Genomic DNA, 20,042 nt, shown 5'->3' on the forward strand with positions numbered 1-20,042 from the left:
ACACAGCGGTGCGCCGGACCGTGGTGACGGTCCGGCGCACCGGTGATCGAGAAGGTCAGAGCATCCAGCGGTTGCGCTGCACGAAGGGCAGCTTCGCCCAGCGCCGTCCCAGACCCCAGGTGTGTCCGGCGTACGCGGCGGCCAGGACGACCAGCACCACGGCGTAGATCAGGTGGGAGTCGACGAACGGGTTGGTCGAACCGGTCGGGTCGCCGGCGGCGTTGAACCGGGCCAGCGGGAAGTCGGCCAGCCACATCAGCGCCATCATCAGGGTGCCCGAGGCGGCCGCGAGGCGCAGGCCGATGCCGGCGAGCAGAGCGACACCGATGGCGGCCAGGCCGATCATGAACAGCGCGTTGGCCCACCAGGCGCCCGCGATCGAGTGGGCGATCGACTGGAACGGGCCGACATCGACATTGGCCAGGAAGCCCTTGGTGGGGGAGCCGCCGTTGATCCAGGCCCGCTCGGTCGGGGTGGAGTAGCCGAGGCCGAACATCTTGTCCAGGAAGGCCCAGCCGAAGATCAGACCGGTGGCGACCCGCAGCACGGCCAGGGCGCGGGCGGCGGTGGTGGTGAGCATCGCGCCGGGCATCTCGGCGCGCTCGAGGGGGCGTTCGATCGAACGGTGGGTGTTGCGCTGGATGGTCATCGTTGCCTCCGGTGTCTGTTTCTTTCCCCCTTACTGTCGCCGTCGAGGGGGTCCCGGCGCGCGGGCCGGAACACCTCAAGACACCGGGACCAAGGTCCCGACCTGAGGGGGTACCTTCGCCCGGCTGATCGACGCTGCCGGGACGACCTGGACCTGGTGGTTGGTACCGTGCGGGCTGTGCAGCCCACCAAGATCGGCTCCTACCGCATCGAGCGGCTGCTGGGGGTCGGTTCCTTCGCCACGGTCTGGCTGGGGTACGACGAGTCCCTCGACGCCCGCGTCGCGATCAAGGTGCTGGCCGAGAACTGGAGTCACGACCTGCGGGTACGCGAACGGTTCCGCCAGGAGGCCCGACTGCTGTGGCGGCTCGACCACGAGCGGCTGGTCAGCGTGCACGCGGTCGGTGAGCTGGACGACGGTCGGCCGTACGCGGTGCTGGCCTGGGCGGACGGCGGTAGCCTGCGCGACCGCCTCGCCACCGGACCCTTGCCGGCGGAGCAGAGTCTTCGGCTGCTGCGCGAGGTGGCCGCGGGCGTGGCGGTGCTGCACGACAGCGACATCGTGCACCGGGACATCACCCCGGGCAATGTGCTGTTCCGGACCCGCGCCACCGGTGAGGAACAGGTGCTCATCGCGGATCTCGGCCTGGCCAAGGCGCTCGCTGCCGCGTCCGGTCTGACCGCCCGGGCCGGTACCCCCGGTTACATGGCGCCGGAACAGGACGATCCACTGGCGATCGTGGACGCCCGTGCCGACGTGTACGGGCTCGGTCGTCTCGGTGTCACCCTGCTGGCCGTACCGCAGGAGGGGCAGCAACCCTCGGCGAGGTTCCGGTTGCGTCCGGGGATGCCCTCGGCGGTGGCGGCGGTGTTGGATACCGCTACCGCTGCGGCCCCGGCTGATCGGTACCCGGACGCGGGAGCCTTCGGCGCGGCGCTCGACGCGGCGCTCGCGGTGCCGTCGGAGGTGGCCGAGCGGGAGGTTCCCACCCCGCCCCGGCGCCGCCGCCTGGCGATCGTGAGCGTGGCCGTCGCCGGTCTCACTCTCGCGGGGACCATCGGCGGGGCGGCCTGGGCGTGGTCTCAGCGGGGGCCGCAGACCGGCACGGACACCAGTGGACGGGTCAGCGTCACCCTGCCGGAGGGTTGGCGGGTAGCCGGTTCCGGCTGGTCGGGGCAGCGCACCGCGGACGGTGGACTGGAACCGGCGATGCTGATCTCACCCGACCCGGACCGCTGGGCGGCGGACCCGGGAGTGCCGGGTGCGTTCGTCGGGGCCTCCGCTCGGCTGGCAGCTCAGACCACCCCGCGCCGGCTCGTCACCGACCGGGAACACGCCCAGTGTGTGGCCTCGGGGGTGCGTAGCACCCGCCAGGCCGGCATCGACTGGGTGGTGGCGTCGTTCACCGGCTGCGCGACCGGCAAACCGGAGGTCATCGAGGCCGCCGGCCTAACCCCGGACGGCGGCCAACTGGTGTACGTGCAGGTCGCGCCCCCGGCAGGCGGCGGGACAAGCTTCATCGACTCGCTGCTTGCCGGGGTACGCGTGACCGGGTGACTCAGGGCAGCGGCACCGGGATCCGGACCTGCTTGCCACCGAGACCGCCCCACTCGATCTCGACCTGACCGGAGTCGGGGATGTCGAAGACGAGGTACTGGCGGTCGGTGGCCGCGGCGGAGACGTTCGTGGTGCCGCTCAGCTCGGGGTAGTCGCCCAGCCGGTCGCCGTCGACGATCAGGTGGACGTCACCGCCGCTGCCGGTGGCGATGAAGCAGCCGCTCCGGTCGGCCGGCCCGGTGACCGCGAGCCCGAGGTGAAGCTTGAGCCGGCCGACCTCCGCCTGCTTGGTGGTGTGCGACCGGCCGTCCTCGTCGAAGCCCACCCAGTGCGCCAGGTACGCCTCCTCCACCTCGACCTTCAGCGGGCAGCCGCTGTTACCGGTCAGCACGGTGCCCGGTGAGGCCACAGTGATCGCCTTCGGGTACTCCGGGTTCGGCAGGTCGCCGATCAGCGGCAGCCGTTCCTGCCGGTGACCGGCCGGGCCGAACAGCAGCGACGCATCCGCCAACGTCGCCCCGGCGGGCAGTTCGAAGGCGTACCACCCGTTGGCGGAGGCACCGGGAGCGATCACGTCGGTCGCCGGGCTGCCCGATCCGTCGAGCGGGATCGGTTCGCCGTCGGCCAGCGACAGGAAGACGCCGTCCTGGATGAGAACGGTGGTGAAGTTGAGCCGGTTGGTCACCTTCACGGCCAGGTACGCGTAGTGGGCGTCGCCGTACTCGGCGGGGTTGGTCGTGTCGCCGTAGCTGCGCGGGATCTGCTGGGACACCTCCACCCCGGTCACCGCGATCTCGGCGTTCAGGTACGAGATCGACCGGGGGAGGAAGCCCTCCAGCGGGACCGGTGCGCCCGGCGTCGGCGACGGCTCGGGTTCGGCATCGGGGTTGACGGCGGCTTGTTGACCGTCGAGCGGGGCGACAGGCTCCTCGGTGGCGCATCCGGCCGCGAGCACCGGGATGGCCACCGCCAGAGCGATGGCCTGAGCGAGACGCCGGAGGGGGCGGCGAGGCATGCGGTCATCTCCTTGGGTCAGTGGATCTTCATGGTGTTGGTCCTCTGCCGCGTCGAGATTGTTCGGGCTACTCGGTGTGACCTGGCCCTCAGTGGCGATCAGGAGCCGTCCGGGTGCGGCCCGGTGTCGGTGAGCCGGGCGCGTAGCCGACGCCGTCCCTCGTGAATGCGGGACTTCACCGTGCCCTCGGGCAACCCCAGCAACTCGGCGACCTCTCGGTAGCTCAGCCCCAGCACGTCCCGCAGCGCCACCGGCTCCGCGAGGTCGGCGCCGATGGCGTCGAGCCCCTCCAGCAGGTCCAGCCGGGTACCGGCGATCACGCTGGTGCGAGCGGGATCGGCCCGGTCCGGCGGCAGGGCACTGGCGGTCTCGACCAGCCACCGACGTCGCAGTGCCTGATAGGTCGAGCGGGACCGGTTGGCCGCGACCCGGTAGAGCCAGGTCCGGAAGGATGCCCGCCCGTCGAACCCCCCGATGCCGGTGGCCAGCGCGAGCAGGGTGTCCTGGCAGGCTTCCTCGGCATCCTCCCGGTTGGGTAGGAACCGCCCGCAGAGCCGGAGCACCTCCGGCCGCACCTGCGCGAGCAGCGCCTCCAGGGCGTTCCGGTCGCCGTCGGCGGCGGCTCGCGCCAACCGCTCGACCACGTCATGATCATCTGGCATCAGGGCAGTGTATGAGCCGCCGTTGAGCAGGGCGAACGCCCTCTGCAGGGCCGACGGTGCAGGTGCTGCGGCCGGACACAGATAAGGCCGCTGACCTGGTTTCCCCGGTCGGCGGCCTTGCGTGCTGAGCGGCTCTGGTGCCCCCGGCAGGATTCGAACCTGCGCCCCCGCCTCCGGAGGGCGGTGCTCTATCCCCTGAGCTACGGGGGCTCAGCGACTGGAGAAGACTAGCAAACTCCTCCTGGGATCGCCGAATCGGTACTCCGGCCGGTCGTGATCACCCTTGCGACCGGGGCCGGACCGCTCCAGCCCCTGGTCGCCCCTGGTGGGCGCACTCAGGCGGCCACGGCGCGGCCGCAGCTCGGCAGTGGGTGCGGCACGATGCGCCGGGGCAGTCGGCGGGGCCACTCGTTGCGCGCCCAGGAGCCGTCCACGATCAGGTGCACCGTGCGCTGCTCGGCGCCGCTGAGCCGCAGGACGAAGTCCCGGGGCAGGGCCGGATCCAGCGAGGGTGTGGTGATCATGAAGCGGACCCGACCTCGGGAGGAGACCGCGGAGACCACGTCGGCGGCCGGCATGGTGCCGCGCAGCCGCACCCGGCCGAGCCAGTAGACCTCGGCGAGGTGCTCCTGGGCGGCCCGGGTGATCGCTGGGTACTCGCTGCGTACCCAGCGCTCGACCGCCCCGACGCAGAGGCCGCAGGCTCGCTCGCGGGGCTCGCGGGGACCCAACCCCCAGGCCCGCAGGTACGCCCCGACCGCCCCGGTCTCCAGGGAGAGCCCGAAGTGCTGCTGGATCAGCGCCTGCAGACTCTGTCGGGTCCAGAGCTCCTCGTCCAGGCCGAACTGGTCTGGGTGGACCCCCCGGAGGGTGTCGATAAGTTCCAACTCCTGCTCGCGGCTGAGCGTTCCCGGCTCGCCCTGCCGCTGTCCGCGACGGACGGTTGCCACCGTCCCGTCACCGCCGATGGTGTGGCGCCGGCACCAACTGGTGACGGAACGCCGTGCGTCTCTGAGTGCAACCCCCACGTCCTGGACAACGAGTGCACTTCTCTCTAAGTAACCCCTAGAGGGAAAATCGGTCGTATGCCTCAAGTCGTGACGGAAGCTCTGATCCCCGGCTTTATGGGTTGTTCGTCATGGGTGGCCATCCCGGGGGCGCAGACAAAACGGTGCCGCCCCGCTCGGATGAGCGGGGCGGCACCGGTCACGCCGTGGGTACCGGCCTCAGCCGACGCCCTGCTGGAGCTTGCGCAGCTCGTTGATCTCCTTCTGCTGCCCCTGCTTCATCGACTGGGCCATCCGGACCACCTCGGGGCGGTCGGAGGCCTCAAGCACCCCGTCGGCCATGTGCACGCCGCCGATGTGGTGCTTGATCATCAGGTCGAGGAAGAGGCGGTCGACCTCGGCGCCCTGGGCCTCGTGCAGGCTGGTGATCTCCTCGCGGGTGGCCATGCCGGGCATCAGGCCGTTGGCGTCCACCGTGATCCCGTCGGGCATCCACTCCATGGCCGGCCGGGAGCCGGTGGGCAGCAGATTCCACTCCTGCAACCAGCGCTGCATCTGCCCGATCTGGGCCTGCTGGGTCAGGGCGATGTCGTACCCGATCTGCCGGATCGCCGGATCCTGGCCCTTGGCGTACGCGACCATCGCCATCTCCACCGCCTGGGCGTGGTGCCGGGACATGTCCCGGGCGAAACCGGCCTCGGCCGAGGTCTCACCCGGGGTCCGGCCGGCGTACAGGGTGGCTGCCGTCCAGCCGACGCCGAGCAGCAGCAACGCCGTCATGGCCAGGGTCAGGTAGCGCAGCGTCCGGGACGCCGACCGAGGTTCGGCCGATGCGCTCCGCTCCTCGGCCGTCGCCTCCTGCACCGCGCTGGGCATGTCAGCCGCCCATCGACGGCTGGAGCTCACGCGGCTCCGTGCCGGTGCCGGTGGTGTAGTTGCCGGCGGAGCAGGTGGCACCCGGCTCCACGGAGGCGTTGCGCGCCAGGGTGGTGGCGAACTCCTTGATCCGCGGGTCGTCGGCGCTGTCGACCTTGAGCTGGTAACCCCAGGCCTGGGCCGAGACCGCCTTGTCGAGACCCTCGTACGGGCTCATCAGCATGAAGTCGTTGCCGCGAACCACATCGGCCAGCTTCTCCACGTCGGCGGCGGGCAGGTCGGGGCGGTAGGTGATCCAGACCGCGCCGTGCTCCATGCTGTGCAGCACGTGCTCGTTGGCGATCGGCGCGTCGTAGACGTCACCGAGGCAGCGCTGCCAGGTGTTGTTGTGCGGGCCGCCGACCGGCGGGCTCTGCGCGTACTCCTGCTTGCCGGGCCGGTGCTCCGAGTTGGCGATGGCCTCCGGGTCGGTCTCGCGGAAGTTGACGATGCCCTCGATCTGGGCCGCCTTCTCCTCCCAGGTCTGGGCGCCCCGGATGGCCGCCCAGGCGCCGTACCCGATGATCGAAGTGGCGAGCACGCCGACGGCCACGAACAGGGCGATCGGACCCCAGGGTCGACCCTGGCTGACCTTGACGGGGGTGATCGGCTTACGTGGCCCCTTGCCACCTCCACCAGCGCGTTTGGGCGTTGCTGGCTTGGTGGAGGCGGCCTTGGTGTCGGCGGCCGGCCGTCCCGCCGCCGGCTTCTTGCCGGTGCTGACCACGGTCGGGCGGCGCTGCGGGCCGCCCGGGGTGCTGATGCTCATCGGTCCTCGTCAGGTCGGTCGGTCAGGGGATTCGGCGGCCCGGCCCCCGATGCCGGGTCGCCGCCGCGGAGGCCGAGTCTACCCCCGATAACATGGTTCGGTGACTCCCGCAGAACTCGCCGAAGCTGTCCTAGCCGCCGCTCACGCCGTCTTTGCCGAACGAGGGCTGGACCGCGCGGCGCTGCCGGAGCAGACGACGGTCGAGCGACCGCGTAATCCCGAGCACGGTGACTACGCCGCCACACTCGCGTTGCAGCTGAGCAAGAAGGTGGGCGTACCGCCGCGCGAGCTGGCCGCCGGGCTGGCCGCCCAGCTCGCCAGCATGTCGGGGATCAAGTCGGTGGAGATCGCCGGTCCGGGCTTTCTGAACATCCGGCTCGACGCCGCCGCCGCCGGCCAGCTCGCCCGCACGATCGTGACGGCGGGCGAGGCGTACGGCCGGGGCGACGTGCTCGCCGGACTGAAGATCAACCTTGAGTTCGTCTCGGCCAACCCGACCGGCCCGGTGCACATCGGCGGGGTCCGGTGGGCGGCGGTCGGCGACGCGTTGAGCCGGCTGCTGCGGGCCACCGGCGCGCAGGTCGGCACGGAGTACTACTTCAACGACGCCGGTGCCCAGATCGACCGGTTCGCCCGTTCCCTGCTCGCCGCCGCCAAGGGAGAGCCGGCTCCGGAGGACGGCTACGGCGGGGCGTACATCGCCGAGATCGCCAATGAGGTGACCGCCCGGCGGCCGGAGGTGCTGTCGCTGGACGAGGCCGCCGCCCAGGAGGTCTTCCGGGTCGAGGGCGTCGAGCTGATGTTCACCGAGATCAAGTCCTCGCTGCGGGACTTCGGGGTGGAGTTCGACACCTACTTCAACGAGAAGGACCTGCACGACCGGGGTGAGCTGGAGCACGCCCTGAACCGGCTGCGCGAGCAGGGACACATCTTCGAGGCCGACGGCGCCACCTGGCTGCGGACGACCGACTTCGGTGACGACAAGGACCGGGTGCTGCGCAAGTCCAACGGCGAGTGGACCTACTTCGCCGCGGACTGCGCGTACTACCTGGACAAGCGGGAGCGCGGCTTCGACCGGGTCGTGATCATGCTTGGGGCGGACCACCACGGCTACATCGGCCGGATGAAGGCGATGGCGGCCTGCTTCGGCGACGACCCGGCCCAGAACCTGGAGATCCTCATCGGCCAGCTGGTCAACCTGGTCCGGGACGGGGCACCGGTACGGATGAGCAAGCGCGCCGGCACGGTGATCACCCTGGAGGACCTGGTCGAGGCGATCGGGGTGGACGCTTCCCGGTACGCCCTGGCCCGTTACTCCAGCGACTCCCCGATCGACATCGACATCGAGCTGTGGACCCGGGCCACCCGCGACAACCCGGTCTACTACGTGCAGTACGTGGCGGCCCGGACGGCCAGCGTCGGGCGCAACGCCGCCGAGGTCGGGTTGACCCGGGGCGAGGCGGACGCCTTCCGCCCCGAGCTGCTCGACCACGACAAGGAGAACGAGCTGCTCAAGGCGCTCGCCGAGTTCCCCACCGTGGTCGCCGCCGCCGCCGAGCTGCGCGAGCCGCACCGGGTGGCCCGCTACCTGGAGGACCTGGCCGGGGCGTACCACCGGTTCTACGACAACTGCCGGATCCTGCCGCGCGGTGACGAGGAGGTCACCGACCTGCACCGGGCCCGGCTCTGGCTCAACGACGCCACCCGGGTGGTCATCGCCAACGGCCTGCGCCTGCTGGGCGTCTCGGCCCCGGAGAGGATGTAGTTCTCGAATGCGTGCTCATGAGGCCGGTGCCCTGCACGGCGACATCGGCAACCGGGGGCCGGCCTGGCTGCGTACCCCGGCCGACGTCAACGCCCTGATGCCGCAACTGTGGCCGCGCAACACGACCCGCGGCGCCGACGGCGACCTGGTCGTCGCGGGCCTGCGGGTACGCGACCTCGCGGCCGAATTCGGCACCCCGGTGTACGTGCTCGACGAGGACGACCTGCGCTCGCGCTGCCGGGACTTCCGGACCGCCTTCCCGAACGAGGACGTCTACTACGCCGGCAAGGCCTTCCTCTGCCGGGCGGTGGTCCGGATGATCGCCGAGGAGGGCCTGTTCCTCGACGTGTGCAGCGGCGGTGAACTGGCCGTGGCGCTGTCCGCCGGGATGCCACCGGAGCGGATCGGCTTCCACGGCAACAACAAGTCCGAGGCGGAGCTGCGGCGGGCGCTGGACGCCGGGGTGGGCCGGATCATCGTCGACTCGTTCGCCGAGATCGACCGGCTCAACGCGCTGGCCCGGGAGCGGGAGATCCGGCCCAGGGTGCTGATCCGGGTCACCGTCGGTGTCGAGGCACACACCCACGAGTTCATCGCCACCGCCCACGAGGACCAGAAGTTCGGCTTCTCCCTCGCCGGTGGAGCGGCCATCGCCGCCGCCCTGCGCATCCTCGACGACGACGTGCTGGAGCTGCGCGGGCTGCACTCGCACATCGGCTCGCAGATCTTCGACACCAGCGGTTTCGAGGTCTCCGCCCGTCGGGTGCTGGCCCTTCAGGCGCAGATCCGCGACGCCCGGGGGGTGCAGCTGCCAGAGCTGGATCTCGGTGGCGGCTTCGGCATCGCGTACACCAGCCAGGACGACCCGGCCACCCCGCACGAGCTGGCCAAGCGGTTGCGCAAGATCGTCGACTCGGAGTGCGCGGCGGAGCAGTTGGCCGTACCGCACCTGTCCATCGAGCCGGGTAGGGCGATCGTCGGCCCGGCCGTGTTCACCCTCTACGAGGTGGGTACGGTCAAGGACGTCGATGGCATCCGGACCTACGTCAGTGTCGACGGGGGGATGAGCGACAACATCCGCACCGCCCTCTACGACGCCTGGTACTCGGCCACCCTGGCCAGTCGGGCCAGCACCGCCGAGCCCATGCTCGCCCGCGTGGTGGGAAAGCATTGTGAGTCCGGGGATATCGTGGTGAAGGATGAATTCCTGCCCGCGGACGTGCAGCCCGGAGATCTTGTCGCGGTGCCTGGCACAGGTGCCTACTGCCGCAGCATGGCCAGTAACTACAACCACGTTCCCCGACCCCCGGTGGTCGCGGTACGGGATGGCCAGGCCCGGCTGATCGTCCGGCGGGAGACCGAAGCTGACCTGCTCGCCTTGGATGTGGGATGAAACAACCTGTGCGCCTGGCCCTGCTCGGCTGTGGCACCGTCGGTGCCGAGGTGGTCCGGCTGCTGCACGAGCAGTCCGCTGACCTCGCCGCCCGGATCGGTGCCCCGCTGGAGATCGCCGGCATCGCCGTACGCCGGATCGGTCGTGACCGTGGTGAACTGCCGGTGGACCCGGCGCTGTTCACCACGGACGCCCTCGGCCTGATCAAGCGCGACGACGTCGACGTGGTGGTCGAGGTGGTCGGCGGCATCGAACCGGCGCGCACTTGGCTGGTGGAGGCGCTGCGGCGCGGCAAGAGCGTGGTCACCGCCAACAAGGCCCTGCTCGCCGAGGACGGTGGCGCCCTGCACGACGCGGCCGTCGAGGGCAGCGGCGACCTCTACTACGAGGCCTCCGTGGCCGGGGCGATCCCGCTGTTGCGCCCGCTGCGCGAGTCGCTGCACGGGGACCGGATCACCCAGGTCACCGGCATCGTCAACGGCACCACCAACTTCATCCTCTCCGCCATGCACGCCACCGGCGCCGGCTTCGCCGAGGCCTTGGAGGAGGCGACCGAGCTGGGGTACGCCGAGGCGGACCCGACCGCCGACGTGGAGGGCTTCGACGCGGCGGCCAAGGCCGCCATCCTCGCCTCCCTGGCCTTCCACACCCGGGTCGGCGCGGCCGACGTGCACCGGGAGGGCATCACCGAGGTGACCTCCGCCGACGTGGCCAGCGCCAAGGCGATGGGCTGCACCATCAAACTGCTCTGCATCGCGGCCAGGGGCATGGACGCGCAGGGCCGGGAGTCGGTGAACGTCCGGGTGCACCCCGCGATGATCCCGCTGACCCACCCCCTGGCCAGCGTCGGCGACGCCTTCAACGCGGTCTTCGTGGAGGCCGACGCGGCCGGTCAGCTGATGTTCTACGGGCGGGGAGCCGGTGGGGCGCCGACCGCCAGCGCGGTCCTCGGTGACGTGGTGGCGGTGGCCCGCAACCGGCTGGCCGGGGTCCGTTCGGCCAGCGAGTCCGCCTACGCCGACCTGCCGGTCCGGCCGATGGGGGAGGCCCTGACCCGCTACCACATCAGCCTGGACGTAGCCGACCGTCCGGGTGTGCTGGAGGCGGTGGCCGGGGTGTTCGCCCGGCACCACGTCTCCATCGCCACCGTTCGGCAGGGCCCGTCAGGTGGCGACAACGGCGACGCCGTACTGGTGATCGTGACCCATGTGGCGTCGGACGCGGCGCTGGCGGCGACCGTCGACGAGCTACGCGGGCTGGAGATCGTCCGGTCGGTGGCCAGCGTGCTGCGGGTCGAGGGCGGTCTCTGAGGCCCTCGACCGACACGGGTGGGGACGGCCGCTGCCAGGGCGGTCGGGCCGGCTGGTTGACTGGTGGGGCCGTCCCGCCAGGTGGTTGGCGCGGGGTGCGCCGGCCTCCGCGCGGTGCGGTCGCGCGAGGCTGATAATTGCCAACGGGGCAGACCTGAGACTGAGGAGAACGACATGTGGCGGGGCCTGATCGACGCCTACCGGGACCGACTGCCGGTCACCGACGCCACGCCGGTCGTCACCCTGCACGAGGGGAACACCCCGTTGCTGCCCGCCCCGGTGCTCTCCGCCCGGCTCGGCTGTGACGTCTACCTCAAGGTCGAGGGGGCCAACCCGACCGGCTCCTTCAAGGACCGCGGCATGACGATGGCCGTCTCCAAGGCGGTCGAGGCCGGCAACAAGGCCATCATCTGCGCCTCCACCGGCAACACCAGCGCCTCCGCCGCCGCGTACGCCGCCCGCGCCGGGGTGACCTGCGCGGTGCTGGTGCCCCAGGGCAAGATCGCGTTGGGCAAGCTGGCTCAGGCGCTGGTGCACGGCGCGAAGCTGCTCCAGGTCACCGGCAACTTCGACGACTGCCTGGCACTGGCCGCCAAGCTCGCCCAGGACTACCCGGTGGCGCTGGTCAACTCGGTCAACATCGACCGACTGCACGGCCAGAAGACGGCGGCCTTCGAGATCGTCGAGGCCCTCGGCGACGCCCCGGACATCCACTGCCTGCCGGTCGGCAACGCCGGCAACATCTCCGCGTACTGGATGGGCTACACCGAGGACCTGGCGGCCGGCAACGCCACCCGCACCCCCCGGATGTACGGCTTCCAGGCCGCCGGGGCCGCGCCGATCGTCACCGGGCAGGTGGTGCCGGAGCCCTCGACCATCGCCACCGCCATCCGGATCGGCAACCCGGCGAGCTGGACGAAGGCCCTGGACGCCCGGGACGCCTCCGGGGGTCTGATCGACGCGGTCACCGACCGGGACATCCTGGCCGCGTACCGGCTGCTGGCTCGGGAGGTCGGGGTTTTCGTCGAGCTGGGCAGCGCGGCGAGCGTGGCGGGTCTGCTCCAGCAGGCCGCCGCCGGTCGGGTGCCGGCCGGTTCCACGGTGGTCTGCACGGTCACCGGTCACGGCCTGAAGGACCCGGAGTGGGCCATCTCCACCGCCCCCTCCCCGGTCACCATCGCCAACGACCCCCTGGCCGCCGCCCGCTCCCTGGACCTGGCCTAACCCCCCACCCCGCCCTCTGGCCGCCCGCCCCCGCCCGACCTCCGCGTTGATCAAGAAGTTTGCGTCTTGGTCGGCGTCATACCTGACGCAAACCTCTTGATCAACTTCAAGCAGGGTGGGGTTTCACTGCGTTGGTGAGGGTGCGGAGGACCAGGGTCAGGGCTTCGTGGCGGGAGACCTCGTGTTCGGTCAGGTAGCTCCAGCCGGCGTAGAGCTGGGACCAGAGGACCGACTGCAACCACGTCGCGGGTAGTGCCGGGTCGATGCTGCCGTCGGCGTGACCCCGGGCGACCATGGCGTGGAAGTCGTCGTCGCAGACCTCGGTGCTCCAGGCGGGGTCGTTGACCAGCGCGGGCTCGGAGAAGACCAGCGAGAGCAGGTCGCCCAGGTCGAAGTACTCCGCGCAGAGCCGCAGCAGGGCCTCGGCGCCGGTGCCCTCGGCAAGGCGGGCGCGGGTGGTGGCCTCGTTCAGCCGGGTCGCGCCTTCGGCGGCCACGGCGGCCAGCAGGTCGGACCGTTCGGCGAAATACCGGTGCAGGGTGGTCCGGCCGACCTGGGCGGCGGTGGCGATCTCACCCAGGCTGGCGGTCTGATTGCGGCTGAGCACCTCGATCGCGGCTTGCAGGATCGCCTGGCGGGTCCGCGCCCGGCTGCCGCTCTCATCCCTGCTCGCCACGTCGAAGAGGCTACCAACGTACAAATTCGGAATTGTGCTTGCCCGCAATGGAACAGTGATGTTCCCTTGCGGGGTGACTTCGACCGTCTTACCCACTCGGACCGAACCGCAGCCGCCCACCCAGCGGGCCCGCACCGGGCTGCTGCTGGCCTACCTCCGGCCGCACTGGCCGGCCATGCTGGTCGGGCTGGTGCTCGGCCTGTTCGCCAACGCCGCCGGGCTGGCCGCCCCGCTGGTGACCAAGTGGGTGCTGGACACCCTAGGTGCCGGTGAGCCCCTGGCCCGACCGGTCACCGTGCTGCTGATGCTCGTGCTGGTCGGTGCGGTCATCTCGCTGTGGCAGTGGATTCTGATGGGCCGGATCGCCGAAGCGGTGGTGCTCGACGCCCGCACCGGGGTGATCCGCCGCTACCTGGCCGCCCGGATCGACCAGTTGACCCGCCGCCCCAGTGGTGAACTGGTCACCCGGGCCACCTCCGACCCGGCGCTGCTGCACCAGGCGTCCGGCAGCCTGGTCGGACTGACCAACGGTGCCCTGGCCCTGATCGGGACCCTGGTGCTGATGGGCACCCTGGATCTGGTGCTGCTCGGCGCCACCATGGTCGCGGTGCTCGTGGTGGCGGTGCTGATGGGGCTGCTGCTGCCCACCATCGGCCGGGCCCAGGAGGCCGCCCAGGAGTCGGTGGGACGGCTGGGTGGCGTCCTGGAAGGCTCCCTGCGGGCGGTTCGCACGGTCAAGGCCAGCCGGGCCGAGCAGCGGCAGACCGAGGCCCTCACCACCCACGCCCGCGAGGCCGCCCGGCACGGGCTGCACGCCGCCCGGCGTAGCGCCCTGGTCTGGACCATCTCCTGGACCGGCATCCAACTCGCCGTCATCGTCATCCTCGGGGTCGGGGCCGCGCGGGCCGAACGCGGCCTGATCGAGGTCTCCACCCTCATCGCCTTCCTGCTCTACGCCTTCGGGCTGATGGGGCCGATCGGCGACCTGACCCAGAACCTGACCGCCATGCAGGCCGGCATCGCGGCGGCCGGCCGGCTGCGCGAGATCGAGGCCCTGGCGGCGGAGCCCGGCACCACGCCGGGCGAGGCAGGCCGACCGGAGGACGGGGGTACCCCTGTCGGTCGTACCGCCGGGCCGGTGCTGGCCCTGCGCGGGGTCACCGCCCGGTACGCCCCCGGAGCCCCACCCGCCGTGCGGGACATCGACCTGGAGATCCCCCGGGTCGGTCACACCGCCCTGGTGGGACCCTCCGGGGCCGGCAAGACCACCCTGTTCTCCCTGCTGCTGCGCTTCCTCGAACCGGAGCACGGTGAACTGCTGCTGGACGGCCGCCGGTACGGCGAGCACACCCCGGCGCAGATCCGGGGCCGACTGGCCTACGTGGAGCAGGAGGCGCCGGTGGTGCCCGGCACGATCGGCGACAACCTGCGCTTCACCCATCCGGACGCCGGTGACGACGAACTGTGGGCCGCGCTGCGGGCGGTCGACCTGCACGAGAAGGTGGCCGCCCTGGAACTCGGATTGGACACGCCGTTGGCGGCCACCACCGTCTCCGGGGGTGAACGGCAGCGCATCGCGTTGGCGCGGGCGGTGCTGCGTACGCCGGATGTGCTGCTGTTGGACGAGGCCACCTCGCAGGTCGACGGCCTGACCGAGGCGGTGGTGAGTCGGTGCGTGCGGCAGCGGGCCCAGCAGGGTGCCGTGGTGACGATCGCCCACCGGCTCTCCACCGTGCTCGATGCCGACCAGATCGTGGTGCTGGAGGGTGGCCGGATCCGGGCCGTCGGCGACCACGCCACTTTGCTGCGTACCGACGAGCTCTATCGGGACCTGGTGGCGGCGCTGCGGATCGGCGCCGTGGCGGAACCGGTCATGACCGCCCCGGAAGCTGACGAAGGGAACGGGTCGGGCACACTGCTCGTGCCCCACGACCGTCTCCCCCAGGAGTGAGTCACGCCGATGTCGCTGCTCGCCAGATTCAGCCTCGCCAACCGAGGGCTGGTAGCCCTCATCGCGGTGGTGACCACGGCGTTCGGTGCGTACGCCGTGCCGTCGCTGAAGCAGCAACTCCTGCCCTCGCTGGAGTTTCCCGCCGCCTTCATCGTCGCCTCGTACCCCGGCGCCGCGCCCGAGGTCGTCGAGTCCCAGGTCACCGAGCCGATCGAGAACAGCCTGCGGGGCATCCCCGCGTTGGACACCGTCACCTCCACCTCCCGTGAGGGTCTGACCACCGTCACCGTCCAGTACGAGTTCGGTACCGACCTGGACGACGTGGTCAGCAAGATGCAGACCGCGCTGAACCGCACCCGGCTGCCCGACGGGGTCGAGCCGCAGGTCTTCGCGGGCAGCACGGACGACCTGCCGGCGGTGGTGCTGGCCGCCTCCGGCGGTGGCGACGAGCGGGAGTTGGCGGCGAAGCTGCGCGAGGTCGTGGTGCCCGAGTTGGCGGCGATCGAGGGGGTACGGGGCGTCGAGCTGACCGGGGTCCGTGAGGAACTGGTGGTGATCACCCCGGATCCCGCGAAGCTGGCCAAGGCCAAGGTGCAGCCGAACGCGATCACGACCGCCCTGAAGGCCAACGGGGTGGCCGTACCGGCCGGGGTGGTGCTGGACGGCGAGCGCAGCCTGCCGGTGCAGGTCGGGGCTCCGCTGACCACCCTGGAGGAACTGCGGGAGGTGATCGTCGCCCCGCCGGTCAAGAAGACCCCTGCGGTACGGCTGGGTGATGTCGCCACGGTGGAGGAGCAGCTGACCCCGGCCACCGCGATCACCCGTACCAACGGTCGGGAGAGCCTGGGCATCACGGTCACCGCCGACCCGGACGGCAACGCCGTGGAGATCTCGCACGCGGTCGGCGACCGGCTCGACGACCTGCGGGCCGCGACCGGGGCCGAGCTGACCGTGGTGCTGGACCAGGCGCCGTTCGTGGAGAAGTCGATCAAGACCCTGAGCACCGAGGGCCTGCTGGGTCTGATCATGGCCGTGGTGGTCATCCTGGTGTTCCTGCTGTCGGTACGGTCCACAGTGGTCACCGCGGTCTCCATCCCGCTGTCGGTGGTGGTCGCCCTGCTGGCCCTCTGGCTCGGCGACTACTCGCTCAACCTGCTCACCCTCGGCGCGCTGACGGTGGCGGTCGGGCGGGTGGTGGACGACTCGATCGTGGTGCTGGAGAACATCAAGCGACACCTGACCTACGGCGAGCCGAAGCGGGAGGCGATCCTCACCGCCGTACGCGAGGTGGCCGGGGCGGTCACCGCCTCCACCCTCACCACGGTCGCCGTCTTCGCCCCGATCGCGCTGGTCGGCGGCTTCGTCGGGCAGCTGTTCGCGCCCTTCGCGATCACCGTCACCGTGGCGTTGCTGGCCTCGCTGCTGGTGTCGCTGACGGTGATCCCGGTGCTGGCGTACTGGTTCCTCAAGCCGGTGACCGGGGCCGACGGTGCGGCGCTGCGCCAGGCCGCCGAGCAGCGTGAGCTGCGCAGCCCGTTGCAGCGGGCGTACCTGCCGGTGATCCGGTTCGCCACCGGACGACGGGCCTACCGCTGGGCCACGTTGGCCGTGGGAGTGCTCGTGCTGTTCGGCACCTTCGGCCTGGCCCGGCAACTGGAGAGCAACTTCCTCGACGACTCCGGTCAGGACACCCTGAACATCCGGCAGGAGCTGCCGGTGGGCACCGGGCTGGCCGGCACCGACGCGGCGGCACGTCGGGTCGAGGCGGTGCTGGCGGACACCCCGGGTGTGGAGTCGTACCAGGTGACCGCCGGTGGCGGGGACAGCCCGTGGACCGGCAGCGCCGGCAACAACGTGGCCAGCTACGCCCTGCGGCTGGACGGGGAGACCGACGCCAAGGCCATGCGCGGCATCCTGCGGGAGCGATTCGCCGCCCTGGGCACGACGGCCGGTGAGATCACCTTCCCGGCCGGTCAGGGTGGTGCCTCCGCCAACGAACTGGCGGTCATCGTGACCGCCGCCGACCAGCAGACCCTGGCGACCGCCGCCGAGCAGGCCCGGGCGGCACTGGCCGGCATCTCCGGTGTCGAGGACGTCTCGACCACCCTCGCCCAGCAGGTACCCCGGGTGGATGTGACCGTCGACCGGGTCGCGGCCAGCCGGGCCGGGCTCACCGAGGCGGCGGTCGGTCAACTGGTGGCCCAGTCCTTCCGGGGTACCCCGGTGGGTCAGATCAGCCTGGACGGCGGTAGTCGGGACCTGGTGCTGCGGCTGTCGGCCAAGCCGCCGCTGACGGTGGAGGAACTCAAGGCCCTGTCGGTCGGGGCGGTCAAGCTGGGCGACATCGCCGAGGTCACCCAGACCGAAGGACCCCAGCAGGTACGCCGGATCGACGGTGAGCGCAGCGTCTCGGTGACCGGTACGGTGACCGGCTCGGACCTCGGCGCGATCAGCAGCGAGTTGCAGCGGCGGCTGGACGCGATCGAGGTGCCGGGGGCCACCCTGACCCTGGGCGGGGTCAGTGCCGAGCAGCGGGAGACCTTCGCCGACCTGGGCCTGGCCGTGCTGGCCGCGATCGCGATCGTGTTCCTGATCATGATGGCCACCTTCCGGAGCGTGGTGCAGGCGCTGATCCTGCTGGTCTCCATCCCGTTCGCGGCCACCGGGGCGGTTGCCCTGCTGCTGGCCACCGGGACCGCGCTGAGCGTGCCGGCGCTGATCGGCGTACTCATGCTCGTCGGCATCGTGGTGACCAACGCGATCGTGCTGCTGGACCTGGTCAACCAGTACCGGTCGCAGGGGCTGGGGGTACGGGAGGCGGTGGTCGAGGGTGGTCGGCATCGGCTGCGCCCGATCCTGATGACCGCGATCGCCACCATCTTCGCGTTGACCCCGATGGCGTTCGGGCTCACCGGGGAGGGCGGCTTCATCTCCCGGCCGCTGGCGATCGTGGTGATCGGCGGGCTGCTCAGCTCCACCCTGCTCACCCTGGTCCTGGTGCCCACCCTGTACGCCATGGTGGAGGACACCAAGCAGTCCCTGCGCAACCGGCGCTCGGGCGACTCCGCGGCGGGGCGGTCCGGGTCGGACGCCGAGGCCACCCAGCCCACCGGCGAGGACGCCTCAGCTTCGATCGAAGCCGAGGCTGCCGACAAGCAGCCGGCGCAGAGCCGGCCGGTGCCGGCGGCACCCTCCGGGGCGTTGCTGGAGGGCACCGACCAGTTCGAGGTGCTTCGGCTGCCCAGGAGCCGCAACTCACCCTTCCCGCCGGCGGAGTAACCACGCCGACGCCCAGGCTCCCGGTCGGCCGCCGGGGGCCTGAAGCGTCCGCTGTGCCGTGACTCGGATCGCGACGCCGGGCAGGTATGGTCCGCCTCGTGGTCTCCACCGTGTCGGTCCTCACCCGCAACCGGAACTTCCGGAATCTGTTCATGGCCGAGTTGGTGGTCTTCGGTGCCGACTGGTTCGTGATGGTGCCGTTGCTGGTCCTGCTGCCGAAGCTGACCGGTAGCGGGGTGTGGGGCGCCCTGGTGCTCGCCGTGGACACCGGCATCCTGGCGTTGCTGCTGCCGTACGCCGGGGCCATCGCCGACCGGTTCGACCGCCGCAAGATCATGATCATGGCCAACCTGGCCGCGCTCGTCGGGGTGCTGCTCCTGCTCGGGGTACGCAGCGCCGGTACGGCGTGGCTGGCGATGCTGGGCATCGGGGTGGTCGCGGTGGCCAAGGCCTTCTACTCCCCGGCCGCGCAGGCCGCCCTGCCCAATGTGCTCGAACCCGAGGAGTTGGCCGCGGGCAACGCGGTGGCCGGGTCGGCCTGGGGCACCATGACCATCGTCGGGGCGTCACTCGGCGGGGTGCTCACCGCCGCCACCGGCCCGTACGTCTGCTTCTGGGTGGCCGCGGTCGCGCTGGTGGTCGCCGCCGGCCTGGCGGGGCGCATCCGCCGGCCCTTGCAGGCCCCCCGGGACAAGGACACGCCGGTACCGCAGACCTGGACGGCGATCCGCGAGGCGTTGGGCTACATCGGACACCGCCCACGGGTGCTGGCCCTGGTCACGGTCAAGTCGGCGGTGGGGCTGGGCAACGGCGTCCTGACGGTCTTCCCGCTGCTGGCCGGGCTGTACGGGGTCGGCCCGATCGGCACCGGCCTGCTGTTCGCGGTACGCGGCGCGGGCGCCCTGATCGGCCCGATCCTGATGCGCCGGGTGCTGACCAACCGCGCCTGGCTGCTGCCGGGGCTGGCACTGTCCATGTCGGCGTACGGGCTGGCCTACCTGGGCACCTCCATGGTGTCCTGGTTCCCGTTGGTGCTGGTCCTGGTCTTCGTGGCGCACTTCGCCGGTGGCAGCAACTGGGTGATGTCCAACTTCGCGTTGCAGGGTGAGGTGCCGGACCGGTTGCGGGGCCGGGTCTTCGCCACCGACATGATGCTGGCCACCCTGGCCATCTCGGTCAGCCAACTGGTGGTGGCCAGCGTGGTGGACGTGGTGGACGAGCGCTTCGTGCTGGCCGGCTGTGGCCTGGTCACAGTGGTGTACGCGATCGGCTGGCGGGTGGCCACCCGACGGCTCTCGCTGGCCGCCCCGGCGCCGACCGTCGCCGAGACCGGCACTCGGTAGCTGAGCGGCCCGGCTCCCGCTAGCGGGAGCCGGTGGGAGGCGACTGGCCGGTGGGAGACCACTGCGTCTCGGCAGCGGGCCAGTGCGCCTCGGGCGGCGGCGAACCCCAGGCAGCGGGGGCGTTCGGGACGGCCGCGCCAGCTGCCGGTCCGCCGCGGCGGGCGGCGAACGCGGCCGCGATCAGCAGTCCGAACCCGACCGGCGCGACCAACGCCCTGATCACCGAGAAGATCGTGGACAGGGCGACCCACCCGCTGACGTTCTCCGAGGCCAACCAGGGCAGGGCGGTGAACCACACAGTGGTGGCCACCGTGAGGACCAGCAGGACACCGACTCCGGCCAACAGCAGGCGGCGGGCTGTCTCCGGCAATCGGCGCGCCAACACAGCTCCCACGATCAGCACCACCAACGTCGGTAGCTCCTGGGCCGCCTGCAACAGCACGTAGCCGGACACGTTCATGCAAGTCTCCCTGAGGGCATTGGTGCGGTCAGGCTAGAGCCTGTGAGCAAGCGCGCTCGGGCGCGAG

Annotated in this window: 16 protein-coding genes and 1 tRNA gene; 8 read left to right on the forward strand and 9 right to left on the reverse strand. The window is 71.3% G+C overall.

Features of this window, described 5'->3' with window-relative positions; genetic code table 11:
* Positions 1-55 precede the first annotated feature (55 nt).
* On the reverse strand, positions 56-592 hold the full coding sequence (locus ACLQ2T_RS10505) for a hypothetical protein (protein WP_425765929.1): 537 nt from the start codon (positions 590-592) through the stop codon (positions 56-58).
* Between the two features lie 234 nt (positions 593-826).
* Between ACLQ2T_RS10505 and ACLQ2T_RS10510 the strand changes: the two genes are divergently transcribed.
* On the forward strand, positions 827-2,206 hold the full coding sequence (locus ACLQ2T_RS10510) for a serine/threonine-protein kinase (RefSeq protein WP_425765794.1): 1,380 nt from the start codon (positions 827-829) through the stop codon (positions 2,204-2,206).
* A 1-nt stretch (position 2,207) separates the two neighbouring features.
* Here ACLQ2T_RS10510 and ACLQ2T_RS10515 read toward each other — a convergent pair whose 3' ends face one another.
* From ACLQ2T_RS10515 to ACLQ2T_RS10540, 6 genes are all read right to left on the reverse strand, one after another.
* The gene (locus ACLQ2T_RS10515; RefSeq protein WP_425765795.1) at positions 2,208-3,221 is read right to left on the reverse strand and encodes a hypothetical protein; all 1,014 of its coding nucleotides are present in this window, start codon (positions 3,219-3,221) and stop codon (positions 2,208-2,210) included.
* A 98-nt stretch (positions 3,222-3,319) separates the two neighbouring features.
* On the reverse strand, positions 3,320-3,883 hold the full coding sequence (locus ACLQ2T_RS10520; protein WP_425765796.1) for an RNA polymerase sigma factor: 564 nt from the start codon (positions 3,881-3,883) through the stop codon (positions 3,320-3,322).
* Between the two features lie 135 nt (positions 3,884-4,018).
* Positions 4,019-4,093: transfer RNA gene (locus ACLQ2T_RS10525), tRNA-Arg, on the reverse strand.
* A gap of 125 nt (positions 4,094-4,218) precedes the next feature.
* Positions 4,219-4,911 carry a winged helix-turn-helix domain-containing protein gene (locus tag ACLQ2T_RS10530; RefSeq protein WP_425765797.1) on the reverse strand — a complete coding sequence of 231 codons (693 nt, stop codon included), beginning with the start codon at positions 4,909-4,911 and terminating at the stop codon, positions 4,219-4,221.
* Positions 4,912-5,109: 198 nt separating this feature from the next.
* Positions 5,110-5,766, reverse strand: coding sequence for a DUF305 domain-containing protein (locus ACLQ2T_RS10535; protein ID WP_425765798.1), 657 nt, complete (start codon positions 5,764-5,766; stop codon positions 5,110-5,112).
* A gap of 1 nt (position 5,767) precedes the next feature.
* Entirely contained in the window at positions 5,768-6,574 is an 807-nt protein-coding gene (locus tag ACLQ2T_RS10540; protein ID WP_425765799.1) for a DUF3105 domain-containing protein, read from the reverse strand.
* Between the two features lie 100 nt (positions 6,575-6,674).
* On the opposite strand from ACLQ2T_RS10540, the gene argS reads away from it, so the two are divergent.
* The 4 genes from argS (at position 6,675) to thrC (ending at position 12,266) form a co-directional block, all read left to right on the forward strand.
* Positions 6,675-8,339, forward strand: coding sequence for an arginine--tRNA ligase (gene argS / locus ACLQ2T_RS10545; protein ID WP_425765800.1), 1,665 nt, complete (start codon positions 6,675-6,677; stop codon positions 8,337-8,339).
* A gap of 7 nt (positions 8,340-8,346) precedes the next feature.
* On the forward strand, positions 8,347-9,732 hold the full coding sequence (lysA, locus tag ACLQ2T_RS10550; protein WP_425765801.1) for a diaminopimelate decarboxylase: 1,386 nt from the start codon (positions 8,347-8,349) through the stop codon (positions 9,730-9,732).
* Between the two features lie 8 nt (positions 9,733-9,740).
* A complete protein-coding gene (locus ACLQ2T_RS10555; RefSeq protein WP_425765930.1) occupies positions 9,741-11,042 on the forward strand; it encodes a homoserine dehydrogenase in 1,302 nt (433 codons plus the stop codon).
* Positions 11,043-11,216: 174 nt separating this feature from the next.
* Positions 11,217-12,266, forward strand: coding sequence for a threonine synthase (gene thrC / locus ACLQ2T_RS10560; protein ID WP_425765802.1), 1,050 nt, complete (start codon positions 11,217-11,219; stop codon positions 12,264-12,266).
* Positions 12,267-12,372: 106 nt separating this feature from the next.
* Here thrC and ACLQ2T_RS10565 read toward each other — a convergent pair whose 3' ends face one another.
* Positions 12,373-12,942: a TetR/AcrR family transcriptional regulator gene (locus ACLQ2T_RS10565; protein WP_425765803.1), complete on the reverse strand. Its 570-nt coding sequence runs from the start codon at positions 12,940-12,942 to the stop codon at positions 12,373-12,375.
* Between the two features lie 73 nt (positions 12,943-13,015).
* Here ACLQ2T_RS10565 and ACLQ2T_RS10570 point away from each other — a divergent pair, with 73 nt between their 5' ends.
* The 3 genes from ACLQ2T_RS10570 to ACLQ2T_RS10580 all read left to right on the forward strand — a co-directional run bounded on the left by ACLQ2T_RS10570 (position 13,016) and on the right by ACLQ2T_RS10580 (position 19,515).
* The gene (locus tag ACLQ2T_RS10570; protein WP_425765804.1) at positions 13,016-14,893 is read left to right on the forward strand and encodes an ABC transporter ATP-binding protein; all 1,878 of its coding nucleotides are present in this window, start codon (positions 13,016-13,018) and stop codon (positions 14,891-14,893) included.
* Positions 14,894-14,902: 9 nt separating this feature from the next.
* Positions 14,903-18,172, forward strand: a complete 3,270-nt coding sequence (locus ACLQ2T_RS10575) for an efflux RND transporter permease subunit (protein ID WP_425765805.1) — start codon at positions 14,903-14,905, stop codon at positions 18,170-18,172.
* 86 nt (positions 18,173-18,258) lie between these two features.
* Positions 18,259-19,515 (forward strand): MFS transporter, encoded by a 1,257-nt coding sequence (locus ACLQ2T_RS10580; RefSeq protein ID WP_425765806.1) that lies wholly within the window; start codon positions 18,259-18,261, stop codon positions 19,513-19,515.
* A gap of 19 nt (positions 19,516-19,534) precedes the next feature.
* Here ACLQ2T_RS10580 and ACLQ2T_RS10585 read toward each other — a convergent pair whose 3' ends face one another.
* The gene (locus tag ACLQ2T_RS10585; RefSeq protein ID WP_425765807.1) at positions 19,535-19,975 is read right to left on the reverse strand and encodes a hypothetical protein; all 441 of its coding nucleotides are present in this window, start codon (positions 19,973-19,975) and stop codon (positions 19,535-19,537) included.
* Positions 19,976-20,042: the final 67 nt, after the last annotated feature.

Origin of the sequence: Micromonospora sp. DT229, from assembly GCF_049844505.1 — a bacterium.
In the GTDB taxonomy this organism is placed as follows: domain Bacteria; phylum Actinomycetota; class Actinomycetes; order Mycobacteriales; family Micromonosporaceae; genus Micromonospora.

Bases quoted from the DNA above. Each gene is read 5' to 3' on its own strand.
- ACLQ2T_RS10505 (WP_425765929.1), bottom strand. From the start codon at position 592: ATGCCCGGCGCGATGCTCACCACCACCGCCGCCCGCGCCCTGGCCGTG.
- ACLQ2T_RS10515 (WP_425765795.1), bottom strand. From the start codon at position 3,221: ATGCCTCGCCGCCCCCTCCGGCGTCTCGCTCAGGCCATCGCTCTGGCG.
- ACLQ2T_RS10520 (WP_425765796.1), bottom strand. From the start codon at position 3,883: ATGCCAGATGATCATGACGTGGTCGAGCGGTTGGCGCGAGCCGCCGCC.
- ACLQ2T_RS10535 (WP_425765798.1), bottom strand. From the start codon at position 5,766: ATGCCCAGCGCGGTGCAGGAGGCGACGGCCGAGGAGCGGAGCGCATCG.
- ACLQ2T_RS10540 (WP_425765799.1), bottom strand. From the start codon at position 6,574: ATGAGCATCAGCACCCCGGGCGGCCCGCAGCGCCGCCCGACCGTGGTC.
- lysA (WP_425765801.1), top strand. From the start codon at position 8,347: ATGCGTGCTCATGAGGCCGGTGCCCTGCACGGCGACATCGGCAACCGG.
- thrC (WP_425765802.1), top strand. From the start codon at position 11,217: ATGTGGCGGGGCCTGATCGACGCCTACCGGGACCGACTGCCGGTCACC.
- ACLQ2T_RS10575 (WP_425765805.1), top strand. From the start codon at position 14,903: ATGTCGCTGCTCGCCAGATTCAGCCTCGCCAACCGAGGGCTGGTAGCC.
- ACLQ2T_RS10580 (WP_425765806.1), top strand. From the start codon at position 18,259: ATGGTCCGCCTCGTGGTCTCCACCGTGTCGGTCCTCACCCGCAACCGG.
- ACLQ2T_RS10585 (WP_425765807.1), bottom strand. From the start codon at position 19,975: ATGAACGTGTCCGGCTACGTGCTGTTGCAGGCGGCCCAGGAGCTACCG.